The following is a 22,555-nucleotide window of genomic DNA, read 5'->3' on the forward strand; positions in this document are numbered from 1 at the left end:
GTCCTTTCGTCCTAAAAGAGGGTAAAAATGAAAATTCGTTTTGGTTATGTGGCAAATGCATTAGATTTATGGGATGCAAGTCCTTCAAAATCATTAACTTTTACTCGGTTTGCAGCTCTTCCAAAAGATGAACGGATGGAAAAACTTAAATATGTCACTGCCCAGAATTTACTTCATACGAAAAGAATTTTGCACTATAATATCGCGCATGAAATAGAACTCTATCGGTTATCAAGCTCACTTGTCCCGCTTGCCACCCACCCTGAAGTAATGTGGGACTTTATTTCCCCATTTAAAAAAGAATGGGACGAGCTGGGAACACTTATTCAACAATCAAATATAAGGGTAAGCTTTCACCCTAATCAATTCACACTTTTCACAAGCCCCAGAGATGAGGTTACAACAAACGCTATAAAAGATATGGAATTTCATTATAAGATGCTCAAAGCCTTAAAGGCTTTAGAAAAAGGGATCCTTAATATCCATATTGGTGGTGCATATGGAGATAAGGAAACATCATTAGAACGTTTCCATCTAAACTTAAAAAGGTTACCAGATGAGATTAAGAAACAAATGACTCTTGAAAATGACGACAAAACCTATGATGTTCAGGAAACATTACTAACTTGTGAAAAAGAAAATATCCCGATGATTCTTGATTATCATCACTATATGGCAAATAAAGGTGATGTCGACCTTTCTCTTTATTTGGAACGTATTTTCAGGACATGGGACAACAGGCCGACCGTACCAAAAGTACATATTTCATCACCAAAGTCCGATAATGCGTACCGCTCCCATGCTGATTATGTATCTCTTGATTTTATCCTGCCATTTTTAAAGATGGCTAAATCACTTAATCAAGACTTCGACATTATGATTGAAGCAAAACAGAAGAACCTTGCGATGCAGAAGCTTGTTGAAGAAATCTCATCAATTAGAGGGATAAAACGAATATCTAGTTCAACAGTGGAGTGGTAAAAAAGCGTTACCTTTTCAATCACTAAGAGGAATAGACGATGATAAATACAAACGAGGTGAAACACAGATGACAATTGTACGGCTTGGTTATGTCGCAATGAGTATGGAACTTAGTAATGCATCCCCCTCACAAACAATGACATTTGCTCAATTCAAAAAAATTGAGGACAGGCAGGCGGCATTGCGCAAATTAGAGCGAATCGCCCTTTCAAATTTACACAATACACTTCGACTATTAAAGCATAATGCCGCATCTGGCATTCATTTTTATAGATTCACCTCACGTCTAATCCCTTTAGCCAATCATGAAGAACTTCTAGATTGGAATTATTTAAAACCTTTAAAGAAAAGTCTGCGTGAAATTGGAGATTTTGTAGCACGCCATGAAATGCGGGTGGATTTTCATCCTGATCATTTTGTTCTTATCAATTCACCTAAAGCGGAAATTTTAAAGAATTCAATACGTACATTAAAACTCCATTATCTCTTACTAAAGGCAATGGGACTTCCCCCCATTCATCGCTGCGTCATGCATGTCGGCGGAAATTATAAAGAAACAGATATTTCGTTAGAGCGATTTATTACCAATTGGATGGAAGTCCCAGTTAAAATCCAAAAAATGTTAATGCTTGAAAATGATGATACATCCTTTACTCTTGAAGATACTCTTTACTTATGTGAAAAATTAGGTATTCCACTTGTATTTGATTATCACCACCATCTGGCCCATCATCAAAATCCTAATTGGGAAGTTCATTGGGTACGAATTTTAAACACGTGGAGTCATTCTCCACTACCAATAAAAATGCATATTTCAAGCCCTAAAAGTAAAGACGCCTTTCGTCATCATTCTGACTACGTTGATGTAGATATGTTCTTTACATTTTTAAACGAAATAAAGGGCAGCACTTCGCAAATTGACTGTATGATTGAGGCAAAGAAAAAAGATGCTGCTCTATTCACTCTAATAGAGGAAATCAAAAAAAGAGATGATATTGAAATGATTGATGGTTCCTCATTCTATATGAGATAAACACTTGAACTATTTCACAATCCAATCATAAAAAAAGAACGAGGGCACTGTTTACACGGATACCCTTCGTCCTTTTTTTATTTTAGGAGACTAATTCTTTTATGGAGTTATAGATTTGTTCAACCGTTTCAATACCAGCCTGTTCCCATCTGCTTTTATCAGAAATATGACCGTCTTTATCAAGTGGTGTTTGGAATTGGTCTAATCCAGTTGTTGCGGTTACGAATGAGTTTTGATCGTAATCTAATCCAAAATTCACGATATGTTTAATGATGTATGGCGTTCCAAATTGAATTTGAGCACTTGAATGATCTAACATTCCATCTACTACAAAGAAAGGGACTCGCAAATAGATGGTTTCTCCATTTTCACGCCATAATACAGCATCAAATTTACCTTGATCATACTCAAAATTACTACAGAAACTACACCCGTGAGAATCAAAAATATCACGTACTGCACCAAAGTTTGCTTTTTTCCCCTCAATTACTGAATTTAATGGTATCACTATTTTTCACCTCAACTATTATGGTCCTATTGGTATTATTTTCAAAAATGGACAGGAACATACATGAATACACCTTATCTATTCTTTTTCCAAAAACAAGAAGACATAACTCTTGACCAGATTGCAAAAATATAGAAGAGGATTTTTATGCTTCACAATAATTTTAAAAGGTGATGTTATGGAAAAAATGTATCAACCCGGAGATATCGTTTATGTTTTTTATCGTAATCCCCATACTCAAGATGTAGCCAATATCCAAGCTGCAGCTGTTGTAAATAATCCTGAAAAACCAGATGAATTAGCGTTATTTCTGTATGAAACGTATTATCCATTATCAGACGAAATCGCTATCTATTCCTCAGAAGAAGAAGCAAACCAAGCCTACCAGTATTATTATGGTGAGGTTTCAGAAGGGACATTGGAATGAATAAGCCATTTAATCCAAAGCTTATCTACTTTGAACCAAAAGCATTAGATTACCCGTTAGGAAAACAGCTGCTCGAAAAATTCGAAAAAATGGATGTTGAAATCCGATATACCACATCACACAATCAGGTAAGGAACTTACCAGGTGACAATGATTTCCAGAAGTACCGTGTTGCGAAATCAACACTTGTAGTTGGGGTACGAAAAACATTAAAATTTGATACCTCAAAACCTTCTGCGGAATATGCAATTCCATTTGCAACTGGCTGCATGGGACATTGTCATTATTGTTACCTCCAAACAACTATGGGGTCAAAACCATACATTCGTACATACGTAAATGTCGATGAAATTCTGGATGCCGCCGATAAGTATATGGAGGAACGGGCACCAGAAATCACAAGATTTGAAGCAGCCTGTACGTCGGACATCGTTGGAATTGATCATCTCACACATACACTTAAGAGAGCAATTGAACACTTTGGTGAATCAGAGCACGGAAAACTACGTTTTGTCACAAAATTTCATCATGTTGATCACTTATTAGACGCGAAACATAATGGAAAAACAAGATTCCGCTTCAGCATGAATGCCGATTATATTGTAAAAAACTTTGAACCTGGAACATCTCCTTTAAAGAAAAGGATTGAAGCAGCAGGTAAGGTTGCAAGGGCTGGGTATCCTCTAGGCTTCATTATTGCTCCTATCTACCTTCATGAAGGTTGGGAAGATGGGTATTATAAGATGTTTGAACGTCTAGAAGCGGAATTACCAGCAGAAGCTAAAAAGGACTTAACCTTTGAATTCATTCAACACCGTTTTACAAAACCTGCTAAGAGGGTCATCGAAAAGAATTACCCCATGACGAAATTGGAATTAGATGAAGAAAAAAGAAGATATAAATGGGGCAAATATGGGATTGGAAAGTATATTTATCAAAAAGAGGAAGAAGAAGATATAAAAAAACATCTCTATAACTATATGGAAAAATTTTTTCCAGAAGCTAAGTTAGAATACTTCACATAAATCAGGGTAACAATACGGTGGACAAATGGTTCTACTCTAAAACAATGAACCTGTCCTTCGTATATTCAAAACAAAAGAGGTGAAAATAATGCCTAAACAAAAAGGAAATCTTAATGAAAAACAACAAAAAAACACAGCTGTAGGTTCTGGATCAAGGTATCATGAAAAACACGCTAGTCACGTTCCAGATTATGGAGGAAATAGCGTTGATCCAAATGCAAGAAGAAGCTAACTAGAAAAGAGAGGAGGCGTACAATGGAATTTGAAGCAAGAAATTCAACAGAAGCCGCACTTCTTGACTACAAAACTGGGATAGGTATTTTCACACAAAAAATGCCAAAATTAGCGGAACAATATCACGCATTTACTCAAGAATGCTTTAAAGAGGGGGCATTATCCCAAAAGCAAAAACAGTTAATTGCACTAGGTATCAGCCTATATTCTCAAGATGAGTATTGCATCATCTATCACACAAAAGGCTGTTTAGACCAAGGCTGTTCGGAAGAAGAGATTCTTGAAACTGTAGGTGTTACCGCAGCTTTTGGTGGTGGAGCAGCCATGAGTCAGGCTGTAACACTTGTCCAAGAATGCATCGAAGAATTAAACCAACTAAAACAATAATGCTTTTTTTTCTACAAAGGCAGTCTCAAAATGGACTGTCTTCTTTTATTAAAAAAGCACACTTTCAATTAAAAGTGTGCTTTTCATACGTTTATTTATTCAAGTTTCGTAACTGCTCTGCATGTCTACGACTTGTATCTATAACGTCTTCAGCTATTTTCCTACTCTCTGGATCTAGGTCTCCTTTTACGAGTTCCTCAGAATACTCAACACCGTACTTCTCTAGGCCATTTAAAGCATCTTGCATAATTTCTTCTGTATCATTGGATAGCATCATTTTGTGCATAGAACTATGCAATCTTCCTGATATCCCTTCGTTATCTGCAGGAACTCCGTTAAGATTTTGGATCCGTTCAGCAATTCTTTGAGCATTTTGCTTTGTCTCTTGTTGCATGGTTTGGAACTTCTGCTTTAATTCAGGATCGTCTAGTTTTTGAATATGATGTTCAAAGGCACGAATACCCATATATGTACCTCTTAATAATGTATTCAGTTCCTCGATCACAATATCTTTATTTTTCATATTCTCCCACATGTCCTTTTTTCTTTTGTCTATTTTATAGCTTTAATTTAATTAACATACTTTATTTGGGCTGTTCTCAGGTTTTATCGATTTGTAACAATCTCTAAGAAAAGAGTCTTTATTTATATATTATCAAGGAATTTATGAGTTTTTATGCATCGTTCTCCATTTAAGATGTCTATCTTTAATTCTCTAAACTAATATAAAAATGAATATTTAAGTTGAGTGGAGTTAAAAATGGCACCACCCTTCTCTTTTCTTGGGATGGTGCCTTCTTACTTCTATAGTAATTCCTTTGCCAACAACTTGTAGACGTTCAATCGTTTTTCCTGTGAATGAGGGATACTACAAATCATTGCCTCATTAAAACCATATTCCTCCTGCTCTTGACGCAGTTGTTCAGCAATTGCTTTAGCTGAACCTAAGGGTGTTGCAATTGTATGTTTATAAAGCGGATGCTCTGGTACCTCATCTTTTATTAATTGTAAGGCAAGATCAAATTTTTCGTACATATTGTCGACCATTGGTTGACGTCCTTTTAGATAATGCATAAATAGCGTATTGGTCTCATACTGGTGCCCGTCCAACGCCAAAGTCAATTCTACCTGGTGAATATGAACTTAAGGTTTTGAACACCTCTGCCAACTTCAGTGGAGAGTAATGCATCATCATGACTCCACCTGTTCCAATTCGCATTCTCTTTGTTTTCGCCGCCAAGTGAGCAACAGAAATCTCAGGGGCTGAACTTGCATTGAACCAGTCCCGTGATGCTCAGCCATCCACATTCGGTGATAACCTAGATCTTCAGCAAGGATTGCGAGTTCCTCTGCTTTTTTTAAAGCATCTGCAGAAGAATTCCCTTTTGTAATTGGGGCTTGGTCAAGAACACTTAATCTCATTTTTTTCGTCTCCTTTTTTTGTATATAAAAGTCGTTCAGTTTCACTATAATTGAAGCTTCTTAAAAAGGATTGGTTCCCCAGATTTGGGATGTTTTAATAAACGTACGTTGCTCAAGTTTAAGAAGACTAGTCATGTATTCAGCTAGATCCTCTGCTTGTGTAAATTTTGTAGGATCTCCTTGTTTGCCCTGTCCAAGTGTAGATTCCGTATCTACTCGGCTTGGATTCAGGACAGTTACACGAATGTTGTGACGACGAACTTCTTGCATGAGAGATTCACTTAGACCAATTACGGCAAATTTAGAAGCACTATAAGCACTTGTTCCTTCCGTTCCATTTACCCCAGACATAGAAGAAATGTTGACAATGTCACCATGATTTCTCTCAATCATTCCTGGGAGCACTGCTTTAGTTGCATACACAATGCCCATAATGTTTGTATCAATAACTTTTTTCCAATCTTCAGTTGTAATATCTAGGAAAGAACCATAAGCCCTTACTGCTGCATTATTAATTAAAATATCTATTCCACCAAGCTTATTCTCGATCTCTTTTATCGCAGTCTGAATTTCTACTTCATTTGAGACGTCAGCTGGAATTGTTACAAATGTTGCTCCTAATTCAGTTAATTCTTTCCGAACCCTCTCAAAGCTTTCCTCACTTCTAGCGATTAGTCCAAGTTTCACCCCTTCTTTTGCGAGCGCCAACGCAGTTGCACGTCCAATTCCACGACTACCACCTGTAATAATTGCATTTTTCCCTATTAACGATTGCACTCCTCTTCACCCTTTCTATCCCTTCTTATTCCAAATATAGCATACCTCACTGGAAAAATTCCTATCACACGTCTTGTTAAAAAGGAATTATTCCGATTAATAATAAATGCACAAGCGCCTTGAAAGTGATGAGCTCATGAGACTTCCTCAACCCATGCAAAGTGTGGAAAGCCAAGACGATTTTCTACAATGTGTTCATTGACCTTCTTGACGAATTGGCTAGTCCAGTGGTGGGCTAGTTGTTTTCAAGAGATATGTATTGTCTAATTAAAGAAGGATTCACAAGATTGGATTTTAAAGATTCCTAAACAAAAAAAAGAGATGCCAGTTCTAACTTGGCACCTCTTTAGGTTATAGTTACAGAAGACATCACGTCACTACAAATAAATACAGGTAGCAGGATTTACCTATATGTCTCCTATCTTCCACAACATTTTTTATATTTTTTCCCACTTCCGCAAGGGCAAGGTTCATTTCTTCCTACCTTTGCTTTGTTGATTAATGGTTTAATAGATGCTTCAGCTGACTTCGACGGCTTTTCATATAAGTTCCGAAGTTCTATTGAAGTGTGTCCTTTTAAATTCCATTCTCTTGTATTGTTCATCAGTTGAACGACTTTATCTACTAGATTACCAAGTAGTTCCTCACGATCAAATATAAATATGCGACTTAAATACTGGATAACTTCATTCAAATTTTGACCATTTCTAGTTGCGTACACACATTCTTCAACAATTTTATCCACATCTAGTTTCTCTGCATCGAAGTTTTGCTTTATAAAGTTGACTAACTGTGTAGCATGTCGATTTCGATCTATAAAATCAGGATCACTAGCTTCCATCAGCTGTTCTTTTGTAAAAGGATAAAATGGTATATTTTTCCTTACTTCATGTTCGTGTTTCACTCTATTCGAATCAAACACTCTTCGATTCGAGAAACCATTATCATCAATGACAATCTGCTTATGAAAGGAAACTGCCTCTTGAATTACATGATGGTAATCACCAAAATGTAACGGTACTTTTGTGTATTCTTCTAGCATTTCCGTAATTTTTTTTACAGATAAAGTACCATAGTAATATAAAAGACCGCTTGTTAACTTTATCCAATCAGTATTTCTTTTAATAATACTTCTAAGTTTTAGATCGTCTTCTAAAGTTAACATTTCATTATTTAGTTCTTCTGGAAGGGCTAGTACCCTTTTACCATTTAAAACACCAGTAAAAATAAAACCAGTATCTCGTAAATACTTTATCTGGGCATTATCCATCTCAGGTGAATGGATATACCCACCATTACGAGCCATTTTAACGAGCAATGAAAAACGTTCATCATCCCATTTTAAAGCAACACGTTTGATAAGCCCAGGGATTTCTTCTTGGAATAAAGCAATGAGCTCAGCTTTCTTTAAACTACTAGCATTCTTTATTTCTAGGTACCTTCTTATAGCATCTAATTCAGATTTCGTATAAGTATTTAACCCCTCACCTAGGCTAAAAGGAATCGTCATTTCGCTCCAAAATTTCTTATCTAGTTTTTCTTCCCGCTGCTTTGTATCTTGTCTTACTCTTACTAAAGCTTGTCTTAATGTATTTTCTAGTTGTTTACTACTTTTGACATTCATTCTCTAAACCTCCACTATCTTATACATTATACAAAGAATAAGACGATTTGACAAAAAAGGGTGGAGTTAGGTCCGATTCCGTTCTCTAAGGATTCCAGTGACAAGAAAATGACCTATGGTTATTTAAACCAATCTGCCTTTTCCATATTCACAAATGGTATATCTGTATCCACTTCGCCTTCGATTCTTGTAAGGGGAAAATCAGTTCCATTTAACCACTCAGAAAAGTTAAAGATGGTAGGTTCTTGGTCACCGCCAAGTGCACACCATGCTTCAAGTTGTTTTGGAAAATAAGCAGAGGTATGAATAGTACCTGCCCAGCTCCCATAAAGCTTAGAGAATACTCCTCCACTCGTATCATTCAATAGCCGAAACGCCTCATACCCAATTACATTTTCTTTTCCTTCAATTGCCTGTAATCTCTTGTTCGAATCATCTAGTATCTTGCGATTTTCTTCTGTTAAGATTTTAAAATGGTTCGTGCATGTATTTCCTTTCCGTATTTCTACTCTCCGTGGTGACGTTTCTACAATAGAGGACACTTCACTTTTAGCATCAAATAAAACATAACTAAACGAACCTCGATGTGGAATTTCTTTCAATAAAGTGACAGCCTCGTCTACATTTGCGCATAATTCAAGAATCAGTCTCCCGATCATATGACAAACGAATCCTTTCCCAGGACGTCGACGATTCATAAAGGTATACCCCATCACTAATCCCTTCTCATTCATCCCATCAGATCTACCAGTAATTTTTTGCGTCAATCCAAGACTTGCATTCCCACCATCTGTTGGTTGAAAAGCCACGAAACGTCCATCATAGGTCTTAGGATGATAATCATAATTACGGATCATGTAATTTTTCCCAACTAAAATCGAACAACCTGATGGATTAATATTCACCCTGTAACCGCCAAACTCCGTTAGGACCTTTTCCATTGACCATCCCAAAGCGTCTTGAAGACCCAAGAACTCCTCCCAAATATATGGAGCCAAACGCTCATAAACTTGTTTCGTCTCATCAATATCTATGCGAAATAAAGGCTTTCTTACTTTCCATTGCTGTTCACGATTTTTTACTAAAAAGGAATCCTTTAGCAGGTTACCTTGTACATACCCAAAATCATAGTGACTTCCCCGAAATTGAATCACATCTGCAAATATCCTTTTCATAACCAAGTTCCTCCTAGGCGAAGAATTTATCATTCATCAATTTATCTAGTATATCTATTTCTTAACGTTATACTTTTTCTTCTCACTTTTAGCCTCCTAAACGTAAAATAGAGTAGGCGCATGAATTTATTCATGCGCCTCTCACAGATCCGTACGTGCGGGTCATCGCATACGGCTCCTCCATGATTATCCCCGTTGGGGATGATGTTCATTGTAAATATCCACTAAAGATATGAGACCAATTTCTTTAAACCATTCATTTGGAAGTGCTACATGCACTGGGGTAGACATAGAACTTCTCCAAGCATACATGCGCAACTGTGGAAGTTCTCCTTTCCACTTTCTTCTTCGTAGTTCTCTGTGCAATTTTCTTATCTTTCGCCAGCTCCTCAATTGAACGGACCGTAGTCTCCTCCGAATCCACTTGTCAAACTCCGTAAATAGAGTCTTGGAATGCCAGTATCCGAAGTAGTTAGCCCAGCCACGCAGGTATGGATTAAGTTTCTCTTTAATTAGCTTCTCCATGTTTATTGTTTGATTTCGCTTTGTAATTTCCTTTACCTTATTCTTAAATTTCTTTATCGATTTTTCTGACGGCTTAACCCAATAACCTTGTTTAAATTCATATCCTAAGAATACAAAGGATTCTTTCATATTATCAACAATCTTAGTCTTTTCAGGATGTACAGTTAAACCGAGTTTTTGTTCAAGAAATCGAGTAACGGATTTAAGTACTCTTTCTGCACCCTTTTGTGATTTACAACAGATGACGAAGTCGTCTGCATATCTCGTAATGCGATGTCCACGCTCCGTCATTAATTCATCTAACGGATGCAAGTATATGTTCGCAAGAAGCGGACTAATAACACCACCTTGCGGAGTACCTTTTTCATTTAAGTGGAAACTTCCACCTTCCATGATTCCTGCTTGGAGGAAACTCTCAAGTAGTCCAATGACACTTCCATCCACTATTTCTTCTCTAACCAGTGACATTAGTTTGTCATGTGGAATTGTGTCGAAGTATGATTTTAGGTCTGCATCAATTACATACACATAACCATCCAATAAATCCTTTCGGATTTTATCCAATGCCATATGTGCACTTCGGTTCGGTCGAAAACCAAAACTACAATCAAGAAATTTAGCTTCAAAGATTGGCTCTATTATTCTGCGTACAGAAGCCTGTACTATTCGGTCTCTCACGGTTGGGATACCTAGAGGTCTTTTTGAACCATCAGCCTTTGGAATATATACTCGTTTCACTGGTCTCGGCTTATATGTCTTATCTCGTAATTCACGTTGAAGGATTTGTACATTATCCTCCACACCAAATTCAAAAGCCTTAATTGTTACTCCATCTATCCCTGCGGCACCTCGATTTCTTTTAACCTCTTTAAAGGCTTCCTCCATGTTTGGCATTGCCCATATTTTATCTATAAGACTATACCACTTTCTCTTTTGTGGAATCCTTACTCCCTCACGAAAACCTTGTTTGCCTTCTTTTCCGTTCATGTTCCGTATCTTTCCTTTCAGTCTGATGATTGACTAGCCCAATTTCCGCAATATCAACAGGTCCACAAAGTACTGCGCCCCCATACGGTCTACCCTTCTGTTCGACCCCGATTCTATGGATTTGTCCTATCGGTTTCTGTATGGACATGACGTATTCTAAGATAACTCGGTTTTTTTCTTCCATGGACAGACGGGCTTCGCATAGAGTCCCTACCTTTTGGGTTAAGGCTCCTCTTAATAACTTGTATTAAGTCACTCACCATTGCGACCTTTCCGGTAAGCTTCTTCACTACTATCCCCTGCTCTGACTTCTCACCATTCATAATCTTATCTTATCCATCACGGACTTGAATAAGGGTTACCGTATTTCGGAAACGATGAGACCTCCTTGGGTCACGTCATCGGGCTTTCACCTGAATCCAGTCCTCTTAACTAACAGAGCCCTCTTGTGGCTTTGGACACTCCCTTCTTTTGCAGGGTTATCCGACTCTGCCAGCCAACATGGTTAGATTGTCACCTGTTCCAGGTTTTGCCTTCAAGTCCTCTGCACATTGCCTCACGGCAATGCACTACTTGTCAGCTATACACTTCCGCCACTACGGTGTGTTCAGGACTTTCACCTGTTAGTCCGATGCGCTGCCAAGCGCACAATAGACCAAACCTTATGGCTTGGTCTAATAGTTTGCATCATTTAATACTTACGTTCTGCTAGTCTCTGGTACAGTTTCTCTGTCAGGTTTAAAGAGGAGCATAAGACTATATAATCCACTTAATCCCACTAAACTATAGATAATCCTAGACAGAAATGAATCCTGCCCTCCAAAGATTGAAGCTACTAAATCAAATTGGAATAGACCGATAAGACCCCAATTAATTGCACCAATAATTACTAAAGCTAGCGCTAAACGTTGTAATCCATTCATGTTGTTATCGCTCCTTTTAATTTTAGTAATATTAGGTTTTTCAATTAAGGAAAAAATTATACATTTATTTAATAATAGGGGTTAGACCTATCAATGGTTATTATCCAATCACACTACAAGACTTCAGGTAAGGTATGACGGATTTAATCATATTCTCTGGACTTAAGGCATCTGGGTTCCTTTTCCACTCGACAGAAGCCCCATACATTCCCCAACTTAACATAACAGCAGGAATCTTTAGATTATTTTCATCATCTTTTGGAAACTTTTTCTTTAACATTTTATAAAAAATAACTTCAAGTTGATCTCGAATAATTCTGGCAATTGTATCCTCATACCCACGATGACAACGATTGGATAGAGATAATTGGAAATTCGTGATCGCCTTAAAAATACCAACAAATGTTTCTTCATTACATTCACTTTGTTGATAGGTTTCACTATTTAAATTAATTAATAAAACTTCTGATAATACTTTCTCCAATAGGTCATAAATATCTTCAAAATGATAATAAAATGTTGCGCGATTAATCATCGCTTCCGTCGTGATGTCTTTTATTGTAATGTCCTTAAATTCCTTTTTAGCGGAAAGTTCAATAAAAGAATCCATAATTAACTTTCGTGTGCGTAGAACTCGGGGGTCAGTTTTCTCTTGTGTCATTTCATTTCTTCCTCCCACTTTTCCAACAATTTTTCAGATATGTTGGATATCCAACATATCGAGTGAACTATCGGTATCTATGCATTCTATTATCCACTAAAATGAAAGTACAAAGCAATCAAGTAGCACTATTAAACAATAAAGTGGAGGGTATGAACATGACAAACAACAATAATCTGATGTGTGATTTAGAAACAGGTACCTGTGGAGTCGGAGGAGACGAGGAAATGGAACTAATTGATTTAAACGAACCGAAAAAGACAATTGATTTATATTATGTAACAGACCCAATCTGCTCCCATTGCTGGGCACTTGAGCCAACTTTCCGTCGTTTCAAAGAACAGTATGGACATTATTTCAATTTCCACACTGTCTTGGGTGGTTTACTTGAAAAGTGGCATGGTGGGCCAGTTGATCCGGCTAATGGAATCTTTGGACCAGCAGATGTTGCTGGTCACTGGAGAGAAGTTGGAGAATATTCACGTATGCCAATTGATGGTTCATTGATGATTGACAATCCAGTTCAATCTTCCTACCCACCATCACGTGTATACAAGGTTATTCAAAAACACCATGGTGATGAAAAAGCAAATGAATATTTACGCTATGCGAGAGAGGAACTCTTTGCATTCAACAAAAACATTGCAGAAAAATCTGTGATGATTGAAAATGTTAATCATTTAGGGCTTAATGGGGAAGCAATCGTAAACGAAGCTGAATCTGATATCGGGCAACAATTATTAAACGAAGATTTTGCGCTAGCAGCAAAACTTGGTGCTAGAGGATTTCCGACTATTATTATGGTGAACAAAGAAAATAAGGGTGTCAAAATTGTTGGAAGTCGTTCATTGGAGTATTATGTGAACGGACTATCAAAAATAACTGTCGAAGAAAAACCACAAGCCAAGCAACAACCTGCACTAGCTAAATTACTTGAAAAAGAAATACTCTTTGCAAAAGAAATTGAGGTAATGTATGACCTAGAACCAACTGAATTACAGTCCTTTATCGAAACACAATTAACTCCAGGGTCTTATGAACAAAAAGAACTTCTTGGTGAAAAATATTTTACAAAAAAATAATTAGGGACATGGGGATAGTACGCTATCCCCCTTCTCATTAAATGCTTAGTACATTGGAACTTCTCCCTCTCCACTACTAGTCGTGTTTTCCACTTATCGTGCCCATCAGGGAAACTGGTGCATTCATATCAACAAAGAACAAGACAACTGTTGTATCTGTTACAGCTGTTACAGTTTGAATCGGATTCTCTAAATCCGTTACAGCTTCCATCTTTTGAATTTGTAATTCCCCGATTGCAAGCTCACCATCTAATATATATATAAATGGTTGCATACCTGATAAGATTGGGATATCTAATTGCTCTCCTTGTCTTGGATGTGCATCAAAAATAAAGACATTTTGTCGAATCGTCAATGGAGCCTGACTTCCTTTTGTCCCTACCATCAAATACCAGTCTTGATTTTGAATTGGCTTTTCATGGAATTGAATCATTGGATCTAGATCTGTTTGCCATGGTCGTACAAAGATTTGAAGCATCTCGACAAACTCATGTTTCACTTTCTCCTCATGCCAAAAGCTTTTTCCTGCATTCATCATCATTAAGTTACCTGGGGACAAAGCTACTTCCAAATGATTCGAGTCTTTATGATGCATAGTTCCATGCCAAACATAGCTCAGTATCTCATCATTTACATGCTCATGCATTTTAATCGTTAATCCTTTTTTCATTACCGCGTGGTCAATTATACTTAAAGGTCCGAATGCAACATCGTCGTTCTCTGATAAAATATCACCTGGCTGAATCCGAGTGATTGAAAATGGCCCCTTAAATGGCTGCCTATGCTTGTCTGCAGAAAGTTTACGTAACATGAAAAAGCCACCTTATATCTTATTTTGTAAAATCCTACCATAGATAGCAGCTACATATTCATTTTGATTGATTACATGCTCTTTAGTGGTCTTCGAAATATTTTCCAATTCATTTCACTAATGAAAGTGGAGCCTAAGATTAAGATCCCACCTAGAATTTGTACGAAGTTCATACTCTCGTTCAAAATAATCGCGGCCAATATTACGGCGGAAATTGGGTCGATATAGCTCAGGATTGCGATTGTCTGTCCTTTTAATTTTTTCAATACAGAGAAATATAAAAGATAAGCAAAACCAGTATGTACAATCCCCACTATAAGCAATAGACTAATTGAACGTAGACTAAGCCCTGAGTAATTCAAGTTTTGCGTCAGGATCATGTATGGTAACAACACAATCGAAGCAGTCATTAGTTGCATGATTGTTGTATTTAAATCTGATAGGTCTTTGATAAATTTATTCATCAAAATCACACTTGCATAAAAAGCAGCTGCCATTATACCATACATGATTCCTACTGGATGATTATATATCCCAATTGATGATTCAGAACCTGGATTTACAACTAATAGGAACCCTAAAAAGGCGAGAGCAATGCTAAGTCCTTTCATCCATGTCCACTTTTCTTTCAGTAAAAATGGCGCCAAAATCATAACAAATATTGGGGCAAAATAATAGCTAAGCGTGGCATTTGAAATAGTTGTGTAGCGATAAGATTCAAATAAAAAAATCCAGTTAAATCCCAACGCAGCACCTGATAATATGAGTAAAACTAAATTTCGTTTTGATATTTTAAATGAAAATTTCTGTTTAACTAGAAAGCTAGCACCTATTAGAAATAAACTCCCAACCGCTCCTCGAAACAAAGCAATTTCACTCGAAGATAGCTCAATATTCCTCACGAACAAGCCGATACTACCAAAGGTCAGCATGACCACGATAAAAATTAATTTTGCTTTCATTGTTTCTTCTCCTCGTTACACATGAAGGACAGATACATCATCCAATTGATAGTTGGCTAATGTAACTGTCCTTCCCTGCCTACATGTTTTTAATTATCTGTACTACGAATCTTTCCTTCTTCTTTTGTTTCTGAGACCAATGTTTTTAGATCATGCCCCGATGGATTTTGGAAAAGGCGAAGTCCAAACTCCTGGGCAACTGCAAATAAATGATCAAATATATCTGCCTGAGTCGTCTCATACACAGCCCATCTTACATCATTTGTAAATGCATAAATTTCAAGTGGCAAGCCATGCTCTGTTGGCGCTAGCTGCCGAACCATTAAGGTCATTTCCTTATTAATACCAGGGTGATTTTGAATATAATTACTAATATACGCCCTGAATACTCCAATATTGGTTAGGGCTCTTCCGTTTACAGGATTGCTACGATTAATATCATTTTTTTCATTGTATTCTTCAATTTCATGTTCTCGTTTCGTAATATAATCCGTAAGGTAGTGGATATTTTTAAATTTCTCAATCATTTCTTCTGTACAAAAAGTAATACTTGTTTTATCGATAAATAATGAGCGTTTGATCCTACGTCCCCCAGAGTTTTGCATCCCTCTCCAATTAATAAATGAATCAGATATGAGAGCATAACTTGGAATTGACGTGATTGTTTTATCCCAGTTTTGGACCTTTACTGTATTTAAAGAGATATCGATAATGTCACCATCCGCCCCATATTTAGGCATTTCAATCCAGTCACCAACCCGAACCATATCGTTGGAAGTCAACTGTATACCTGCAACGAGACCTAATAATGAATCTTTAAAGACAAGCATGAAAACAGCAGATAATGCACCAATCCCACTTAATAGTATAAGCGGACTTTTCCCCATTAGATTTGAAATAATCAAGATAACTCCAAGTGTGATCACTATAATTTTCACAACCTGAATATATCCTTTAATAGGCCTAGTCTTTGAAATCTCATACAATTGATAAATATCATTTAAAGCATTTAATAAGCTACTAATAACCCATAGGGACACAATGATTATATATACATTCGCACCCATAATAATTAAATCCTCGTATGACGAAAAAGTTGATGCGAATTTATGTATAATGATCGCTGGAACAATATGTGAGAGTCTTCGAAAAACCTGCCTTTCTAAAAGCATGTTATCCCAGGTATATTTTGACTTTGTCACAATTCTAGTAATGATTTTAATGATAATCTTTTTCGTAATAAAGTTAGCAACAATACAGATGAGTGCTATAAAAAGAATCATAATGATGACAGACAGATAATTCACCAAAGTTGGATCCAATCCATACTCTAATAAATATTTTTTTATGACTTTCATACTTCCCCTCCACTATGTATATATTGTCTTGAATATAACATGCATGTTTAGCGAGATAGTAATCATTATACCAAATAATTGACCGCACTCCTTAAAAAACACCTTTTTCAACGTATTCTTATTTTATCCAAAAAAGACCTGACCACTATTATTGGCCAAGCCTTTTTGAATAAGGAGGATTAGTTAAATACTCTCCTGTTTCAATCCATCTATTATGTTTTCTTTCTTGATTTTTTGTATCGAATACATCATGGCTGCACCAACGATGATAAAAATGATAAAGATTACAAATACGATGCTGAGCCATGGAAGACTAAACCCATATTCAAACGTATTTCCAAGTGACAAATAAATTAAATACATAACGATCAAACTAATTGGGAGACCATATAACAAGGCATTTACACCGTAAAAGATACTCTCATAATTAATCATCTTGTTAAATCCTTTAGGGGTCATTCCCACTGAACGTAACATCGCAAACTCTCGTTTTCGCAGTGAAATACTTGTTGAGATCGTATTAAAAATATTTGCAATCGAAATGAGTGAAATTAATGTAATGAACCCATACGTAAACACAGACATAAGCATGATTAAATTCTCTTGTTCCTGTCTTCTCTGGACGACATTATATACATGAGTATTCGAATCTGTGACTTTATCTAATTCATCTTGCGTCCCCATTGGATTTGATGAATTCATGTATAATTCAGTTTGAATTTCACTTTTAAGTTTCTCATTGTTTGAGACAAAATGATTCAATACATCCTCCGAAACAATCAGATCGATCCCACCAGCACTACTCGTGTTAACTCCCATCGGAACCTGTTCAGTTAGAGCTCCAATCGTCATTTTATTTACCATCTGTTGTTCTTCATCATCATAAAACATGGTATATAGATCGAGTGTCTCCCCTACATTTGAATGGATGGATTTAGTTTCAATAAATTTTCCTGTCCCATAATCTTGATAGGAAATGTAATCAATAAGGACGGCAGTATATTGGTCTTTATTTTCAAATGGTGTAGCTTCCATACCGATTTTTTCAATATACCTTTGAAAGCTTTTATTATCTAACGCATATAACCTTACAAAATAATTATATTTCCCATCTTGAAGTAAGGATGGATCATTTTCAACTTGTTCTTTTAAAACATTCGGTAATTTATCTTTCTCAATCATTGCACTTAAAGTCACGATATCAACGATTGTTGAATCTGTTACATACGAAAGAGAAGTTAAAGACTGTAAATCCTCTTTTTCTAAATGACTACCAATCACTTGGATATCATAACTAATATTATCCTGAGTCAATTCCAGTGATTTAGTAAGATTCTCTGTAAAATAAGAAACCGTTAAAAAGAGGACAATACTTATGACAAGTGAGAAAACTGTCGCTTGATATCTTTTCTTATTCCTTTTTAAGTTCTTTAATCCAATTTCTGCTTCCATTCCAAAAAGCTTCCGTACCAGTTTTGACGTTTTTACTGCTTTACTCGTTAATTTGATATCCTGTGTTTGACGGATCGCATCAATTGCAGAGACCTTAGATGCTCTTTTTGCAGGAATAAAGGTGGAAATAAATATTGTGACAATCGAAATGACACACGCTACGATAATCGAAACTGGTGTGACAATAACAATTAGCTTCTCGGAAACATTTAAAGCATTGGTGAGAAAGGAATTTACGAAGTAGAAAGTAACTCCTATACCAGCTATCCCTGACAAGATACCTATTGGGATACTAATGGCGCCAATCACTGCACCCTCAAAAAAGACTGAGTTTCGCTTTTGTTTTTTTGTTGCTCCTACGCTTGATAACATTCCTAAGTGTCTAGAGCGTTCAGATACACTGATAGCAAAAGCATTGTAAATTAGCGCGACCGAGCCAATAATGATAACCATCATCACAATTCCAGCTAGAGAAAACAATGTCTTTCGTAGGTCATCGTTATCAGTAACTCCATAATAACGTAATAAATCATCATTAAAAGAAACAGAATTGATTTCATTCTCTTCTGCTATCGCTTTTGCATGTTCATAAATTGATCCATTCACTTTTTCTAACGCCACTAGTGCATCCACTGTATGAGTAGCATCTACGGCTTTTTCATCAACGTATTTTATAACCGTATAGCCTGGTGACCAAGCTGGTTCCCACGTTGGTCGTTTAATAGTACCAACAATGGTGAACGTCTCCATTGACTCGACCTTAAGTTCTTCCGCTGCTCCATCTTCATCAAATTGTAGGGGATAGTTCTGACCTAAATATTTTTCCTCCCCTACAAATAATCTGTTGCCAATCTCAACGGTTAATTCATCACCAATGTTATATTTCACCTTACCATTCGTAGCAATTTCTTCAGAAATCACAACCTCATTTTTTGTTAATGGTAATCTTCCTTCTGCTAACTCAATTGGAAATTGCTTAAACCCTGCTGTATTATATTCTTTAAAAAACAAATAGGGTTTACTCTTATTTTCAGATCCCTCAAGTTTTGAATAGCCAAGGTCCTTCGTTAGAACTAAACGCTTCGTTTGGCTATCTTTTTCAATTGCCTCTATTTGTTCTGCGTTAACTTCATTATATTTAACGTGCCATTCTCCATTACTCGCAATATGGTCACGAATTATCAAGTTTAAAAACGAAACTCCTAGAGTCGCAACTGCAGTAATCATGGCAACTGAGATGATAACCCCAATGATCGTTACCAGTGTTCTTCGTTTGTTCTCTTTAAGATGACGAATCGTCAGTTTGTTTATAATGTTCATGGACGGATCACCTCGTCCTTTGCAATCCGTCCATCCTCAATCGATATAACACGGTCAGCTTGAAGGGCTATTCGCTCATCATGTGTAATGACAACTAGAGTCTGGTTATAGGTTTTATTGAACATTTTTAACAACTCAATAATTTCGCTACTGTTTTTACTATCCAAATTTCCAGTTGGTTCATCAGCTAACATGATTGCAGGGTTGCTAATTAGTGCACGCCCTATCGATACCCTCTGCTGCTGACCACCAGAAAGCTGATTAGGTAGATGGTTTAAACGATTCTCTAACCCTAGAGTTTTTACAATATCATGTAATTGCTTCGGATCTACCTTGTGTTCATCCAACAACATAGGCAGAGTGATGTTCTCTTCAACTGTTAAAATCGGAATAAGATTGTAAAACTGATAGATTAATCCAATTTGCCTTCTTCTAAAGATCGCTAATTCTGTTTCATTTAGATCATAAATATCAGTATTATCAATTAGTACCTTACCGCTAGTTGGTCGATCTACTCCTCCAAGCAGATGTAAGAGGGTTGATTTCCCCGAACCAGATGGACCTATAATGGCTACAAATTCTCCCTTTTTTATTGAAAAGGACACATTATCAAGTGCCTTAACTGCTGTCTCACCTTTTCCGTAGACCTTAGACAGATTTTCTATTTGTAAAATATTCATTCGTATACCTCCATAATTTCGATGTTGAATTCAGTATATCTGTCTAAGATGACTCTAAAGTGACTACTAAAGTGACAATTTATTCACATTCTAAGAAAAGTGACTTCTCCCTATGTATCAAGCCCATTAGATGACCTGTTTATAAAATTTAATAATAAACCTAGTCCCTTCTCCTTTTTTACTTTTCACTTCAATATCCCCTTGTTGGTTCTTAATAATGCTGTGGGCCATTGCAAGGCCGATCCCTACACTGTCTTCACTTGCATTTTTCCCCTTATAAAATCTCTTAAAAATATATGGAAGGTCTTCTTTTGCGATTCCTTTACCATTATCTTCAATCATAATCTCGGTGTATAAGGTGTTTTCAGTATATAAAATCGAGATTTTTCCTTTTTCTGGAGTGTGTTCAACACAGTTTTTCAATATATTTATAAGTGCTTCAGCAGTCCAATTGAAGTCACCAATAAAAGATACCTCTTTATCTCCACTGACAACCAAACTTTGCTGCTTGATATCGATCGGAACTAAAACAGGATGAACCACACGTTCTATTAGTTCAGAAACATAAACGGTGTCTTTTTTAAAAGTCACTGTTCCAGCATCTATTTTTGAAAGTTTTAACAAAGATGAAACAAGCCACTCAATTCTTTCTAGTTGAACACGTATGTTATTTGTGAATTCTGCTCGTTTTGTATCGTCTAGTTTTGCGTCCCCCAATAGGTCTGCCATTACCATCATGGAAGTGAGTGGTGTTTTTAATTGATGTGAAATATCAGAGATCGCATTCGTAAGTTTCATTTTATCCTGTTGCAAAACTGCGCTATGCTCTGATAATTTTAACGTCACTTTATAAATCTCACTCTTTAATATACTTAACTCACCTTCATGATTATCCCGTACATCTAAACTATAATCACCACTTGCTATCTTACGTAGATAGTCTGAAAGCTTTTCAATTTCTCGATATCGCCATCTCGTAAAAACCAAACTACAGACTATAAATAGCATCATTGTTATGAAGACAAGTAGTGCAACTTTTCCAAAAAATAAAAAATAGGCTATGACTGTTGCAATCAATGATATCGTAATGAGGGAAAGAAGGTAGATTTGGATTTCCCGATTTCGAACCAAACTAATCACCAACCTTATAGCCCATTCCACGGATTGTTTTGATGATTTTTGGGCTTTGTGGCTCATCCTCAAGCTTTTCTCGCAATCTCTTGATATAGACAGTTAATGTATTATCATTTACAAAATCACCCGCTACATCCCAGATTCGATCAAGCAGTTGTGTTCGCGTCAGGACTTGTCCGATATGATTAGCAAAAATTAGGAATAAACGGTACTCTAATGAGGTCAAGAGTACTTCCTCCCCATTCTTATAAACCTTACCTTCTAGCGTGTTTATTCGTATATTATCAATATCGATTACGTTTTTTGGCTGAATTGTAGTTTGCTTGTGATATCTCCGAAATACGGATTTAATCCGCGATAGTAACTCACGAATTCGAAAAGGCTTCGTAATATAGTCATCTGCTCCCATATCAAGCCCCATAACCACATTTACTTCGTCATCTAAAGCCGTTAAGAATATAACTGGTTTATCCCCCAGCTTCTTTACTAACTCACATAACTCATAGCCACTTCCATCGGGTAAAGATAAATCAAATAAAAATAAATCAACTTCAGTCCACTTTTCAGAAATTACTTTCGTTGCACTCTCAGCATCATGACAAACAACTGTATCGTAATCATCCTGCTTTAATGAATAATCCAGCCCAGATGCAATCGTCCGATCATCTTCAACAATCATAATCCTCATTATATTGGGACATAAGGTATATCCTCGTCCCATCCCCCCTTTTTTACACAGTATGTAGTACCAGATTAAAATAACAAAAATTAAAATGGAAGAAAAATAAAGTGAACTTGCTTATTTAGGGGTTTTTTTATCCTAACTGATAATTTTCCACTGGTTGTAGATCACAAAAATCTCACTAATGTTCGATGTCTTTGACCTTTTTGGATAGTTTATCGTACCCATTCTTCCATTGTTTTTAGAAACTTTGAAGTAAGCTCAACTGCTCTTCCCTTTATGTAAATTCATTATCGTGTCTTTCTATACAAACTCCCCCACACTACAATTTTTCCCATATTTGTTTTTATATACTTTTGTTATAGATAAACTAGAACAAAACTGT

General features: G+C 36.5%; 25 protein-coding genes. 7 read left to right on the forward strand and 18 right to left on the reverse strand.

What is annotated here, in order from left to right:
* Positions 1–27: 27 nt before the first annotated feature.
* Together uvsE (ACWPVE_RS03910) and uvsE (ACWPVE_RS03915) are read left to right on the forward strand one after the other, a co-directional pair.
* Positions 28–981 carry a UV DNA damage repair endonuclease UvsE gene (uvsE, locus tag ACWPVE_RS03910; RefSeq protein WP_453990888.1) on the forward strand — a complete coding sequence of 318 codons (954 nt, stop codon included), beginning with the start codon at positions 28–30 and terminating at the stop codon, positions 979–981.
* 67 nt (positions 982–1,048) lie between these two features.
* Entirely contained in the window at positions 1,049–2,014 is a 966-nt protein-coding gene (gene uvsE / locus ACWPVE_RS03915) for a UV DNA damage repair endonuclease UvsE (protein WP_453990890.1), read from the forward strand.
* Between the two features lie 82 nt (positions 2,015–2,096).
* Here the strand turns inward: uvsE (ACWPVE_RS03915) and ACWPVE_RS03920 are convergent, their stop codons facing one another.
* Positions 2,097–2,522, reverse strand: coding sequence for a YugN family protein (locus ACWPVE_RS03920; RefSeq protein ID WP_453990892.1), 426 nt, complete (start codon positions 2,520–2,522; stop codon positions 2,097–2,099).
* A 178-nt stretch (positions 2,523–2,700) separates the two neighbouring features.
* Here ACWPVE_RS03920 and ACWPVE_RS03925 point away from each other — a divergent pair, with 178 nt between their 5' ends.
* The 4 genes from ACWPVE_RS03925 (at position 2,701) to ACWPVE_RS03940 (ending at position 4,595) form a co-directional block, all read left to right on the forward strand.
* On the forward strand, positions 2,701–2,949 hold the full coding sequence (locus ACWPVE_RS03925; protein ID WP_453990894.1) for a transcriptional regulator SplA domain-containing protein: 249 nt from the start codon (positions 2,701–2,703) through the stop codon (positions 2,947–2,949).
* Positions 2,946–3,974: a spore photoproduct lyase gene (splB, locus tag ACWPVE_RS03930; protein WP_453990896.1), complete on the forward strand. Its 1,029-nt coding sequence runs from the start codon at positions 2,946–2,948 to the stop codon at positions 3,972–3,974. The genes ACWPVE_RS03925 and splB overlap by 4 nt, the downstream gene beginning before the upstream one ends.
* Before the next feature lie 88 nt (positions 3,975–4,062).
* The gene (locus ACWPVE_RS03935) at positions 4,063–4,206 is read left to right on the forward strand and encodes a hypothetical protein (RefSeq protein ID WP_453990898.1); all 144 of its coding nucleotides are present in this window, start codon (positions 4,063–4,065) and stop codon (positions 4,204–4,206) included.
* A 23-nt stretch (positions 4,207–4,229) separates the two neighbouring features.
* Positions 4,230–4,595 carry a carboxymuconolactone decarboxylase family protein gene (locus ACWPVE_RS03940; protein ID WP_453990900.1) on the forward strand — a complete coding sequence of 122 codons (366 nt, stop codon included), beginning with the start codon at positions 4,230–4,232 and terminating at the stop codon, positions 4,593–4,595.
* A gap of 91 nt (positions 4,596–4,686) precedes the next feature.
* On the opposite strand, the gene ACWPVE_RS03945 is transcribed toward ACWPVE_RS03940, so the two are convergent.
* The 10 genes from ACWPVE_RS03945 to ACWPVE_RS03990 form a co-directional block, all read right to left on the reverse strand.
* Positions 4,687–5,118 (reverse strand): DUF892 family protein, encoded by a 432-nt coding sequence (locus ACWPVE_RS03945; protein WP_453990902.1) that lies wholly within the window; start codon positions 5,116–5,118, stop codon positions 4,687–4,689.
* 281 nt (positions 5,119–5,399) lie between these two features.
* The gene (locus ACWPVE_RS03950) at positions 5,400–5,642 is read right to left on the reverse strand and encodes a hypothetical protein (RefSeq protein WP_453990904.1); all 243 of its coding nucleotides are present in this window, start codon (positions 5,640–5,642) and stop codon (positions 5,400–5,402) included.
* A 43-nt stretch (positions 5,643–5,685) separates the two neighbouring features.
* On the reverse strand, positions 5,686–5,814 hold the full coding sequence (locus ACWPVE_RS03955; RefSeq protein WP_453990906.1) for an LLM class flavin-dependent oxidoreductase: 129 nt from the start codon (positions 5,812–5,814) through the stop codon (positions 5,686–5,688).
* Positions 5,787–6,017, reverse strand: a complete 231-nt coding sequence (locus ACWPVE_RS03960) for an LLM class flavin-dependent oxidoreductase (RefSeq protein WP_453990908.1) — start codon at positions 6,015–6,017, stop codon at positions 5,787–5,789. Before ACWPVE_RS03960 ends, ACWPVE_RS03955 begins: the two co-directional genes overlap by 28 nt.
* Positions 6,018–6,077: 60 nt before the next feature.
* Positions 6,078–6,794 (reverse strand): 3-ketoacyl-ACP reductase, encoded by a 717-nt coding sequence (locus ACWPVE_RS03965; RefSeq protein WP_453990910.1) that lies wholly within the window; start codon positions 6,792–6,794, stop codon positions 6,078–6,080.
* Positions 6,795–7,212: 418 nt separating this feature from the next.
* Positions 7,213–8,418 carry an SEC-C metal-binding domain-containing protein gene (locus ACWPVE_RS03970; RefSeq protein ID WP_453990912.1) on the reverse strand — a complete coding sequence of 402 codons (1,206 nt, stop codon included), beginning with the start codon at positions 8,416–8,418 and terminating at the stop codon, positions 7,213–7,215.
* A 119-nt stretch (positions 8,419–8,537) separates the two neighbouring features.
* On the reverse strand, positions 8,538–9,593 hold the full coding sequence (locus ACWPVE_RS03975; RefSeq protein ID WP_453990914.1) for a C45 family autoproteolytic acyltransferase/hydolase: 1,056 nt from the start codon (positions 9,591–9,593) through the stop codon (positions 8,538–8,540).
* A 186-nt stretch (positions 9,594–9,779) separates the two neighbouring features.
* A complete protein-coding gene (gene ltrA, locus ACWPVE_RS03980) occupies positions 9,780–11,105 on the reverse strand; it encodes a group II intron reverse transcriptase/maturase (protein ID WP_453990916.1) in 1,326 nt (441 codons plus the stop codon).
* A gap of 698 nt (positions 11,106–11,803) precedes the next feature.
* Positions 11,804–12,028, reverse strand: coding sequence for a DUF378 domain-containing protein (locus tag ACWPVE_RS03985; RefSeq protein WP_453990918.1), 225 nt, complete (start codon positions 12,026–12,028; stop codon positions 11,804–11,806).
* A 100-nt stretch (positions 12,029–12,128) separates the two neighbouring features.
* A complete protein-coding gene (locus ACWPVE_RS03990; protein ID WP_453990920.1) occupies positions 12,129–12,689 on the reverse strand; it encodes a TetR/AcrR family transcriptional regulator in 561 nt (186 codons plus the stop codon).
* 158 nt (positions 12,690–12,847) lie between these two features.
* Here ACWPVE_RS03990 and ACWPVE_RS03995 point away from each other — a divergent pair, with 158 nt between their 5' ends.
* Positions 12,848–13,771 carry a DsbA family protein gene (locus ACWPVE_RS03995; RefSeq protein ID WP_453990922.1) on the forward strand — a complete coding sequence of 308 codons (924 nt, stop codon included), beginning with the start codon at positions 12,848–12,850 and terminating at the stop codon, positions 13,769–13,771.
* Between the two features lie 76 nt (positions 13,772–13,847).
* Here ACWPVE_RS03995 and ACWPVE_RS04000 read toward each other — a convergent pair whose 3' ends face one another.
* The 7 genes from ACWPVE_RS04000 to ACWPVE_RS04030 all read right to left on the reverse strand — a co-directional run bounded on the left by ACWPVE_RS04000 (position 13,848) and on the right by ACWPVE_RS04030 (position 22,176).
* On the reverse strand, positions 13,848–14,582 hold the full coding sequence (locus ACWPVE_RS04000; RefSeq protein ID WP_453990924.1) for a pirin family protein: 735 nt from the start codon (positions 14,580–14,582) through the stop codon (positions 13,848–13,850).
* Positions 14,583–14,653: 71 nt separating this feature from the next.
* A complete protein-coding gene (locus tag ACWPVE_RS04005; RefSeq protein WP_453990926.1) occupies positions 14,654–15,544 on the reverse strand; it encodes a DMT family transporter in 891 nt (296 codons plus the stop codon).
* 89 nt (positions 15,545–15,633) lie between these two features.
* Positions 15,634–16,902 (reverse strand): mechanosensitive ion channel family protein, encoded by a 1,269-nt coding sequence (locus ACWPVE_RS04010; protein WP_453990928.1) that lies wholly within the window; start codon positions 16,900–16,902, stop codon positions 15,634–15,636.
* Between the two features lie 183 nt (positions 16,903–17,085).
* Positions 17,086–19,674: an ABC transporter permease gene (locus tag ACWPVE_RS04015; protein WP_453990930.1), complete on the reverse strand. Its 2,589-nt coding sequence runs from the start codon at positions 19,672–19,674 to the stop codon at positions 17,086–17,088.
* Complete coding sequence (locus ACWPVE_RS04020) at positions 19,671–20,354, reverse strand: ABC transporter ATP-binding protein (RefSeq protein WP_453990932.1); 684 nt, start codon at positions 20,352–20,354, stop codon at positions 19,671–19,673. Before ACWPVE_RS04020 ends, ACWPVE_RS04015 begins: the two co-directional genes overlap by 4 nt.
* Before the next feature lie 126 nt (positions 20,355–20,480).
* Positions 20,481–21,485 carry a HAMP domain-containing sensor histidine kinase gene (locus ACWPVE_RS04025; protein ID WP_453990934.1) on the reverse strand — a complete coding sequence of 335 codons (1,005 nt, stop codon included), beginning with the start codon at positions 21,483–21,485 and terminating at the stop codon, positions 20,481–20,483.
* A gap of 1 nt (position 21,486) precedes the next feature.
* The gene (locus ACWPVE_RS04030) at positions 21,487–22,176 is read right to left on the reverse strand and encodes a response regulator transcription factor (RefSeq protein ID WP_453997345.1); all 690 of its coding nucleotides are present in this window, start codon (positions 22,174–22,176) and stop codon (positions 21,487–21,489) included.
* Positions 22,177–22,555 lie beyond the last annotated feature (379 nt).

It is taken from the genome of Bacillus nitroreducens, from assembly GCF_964021195.1.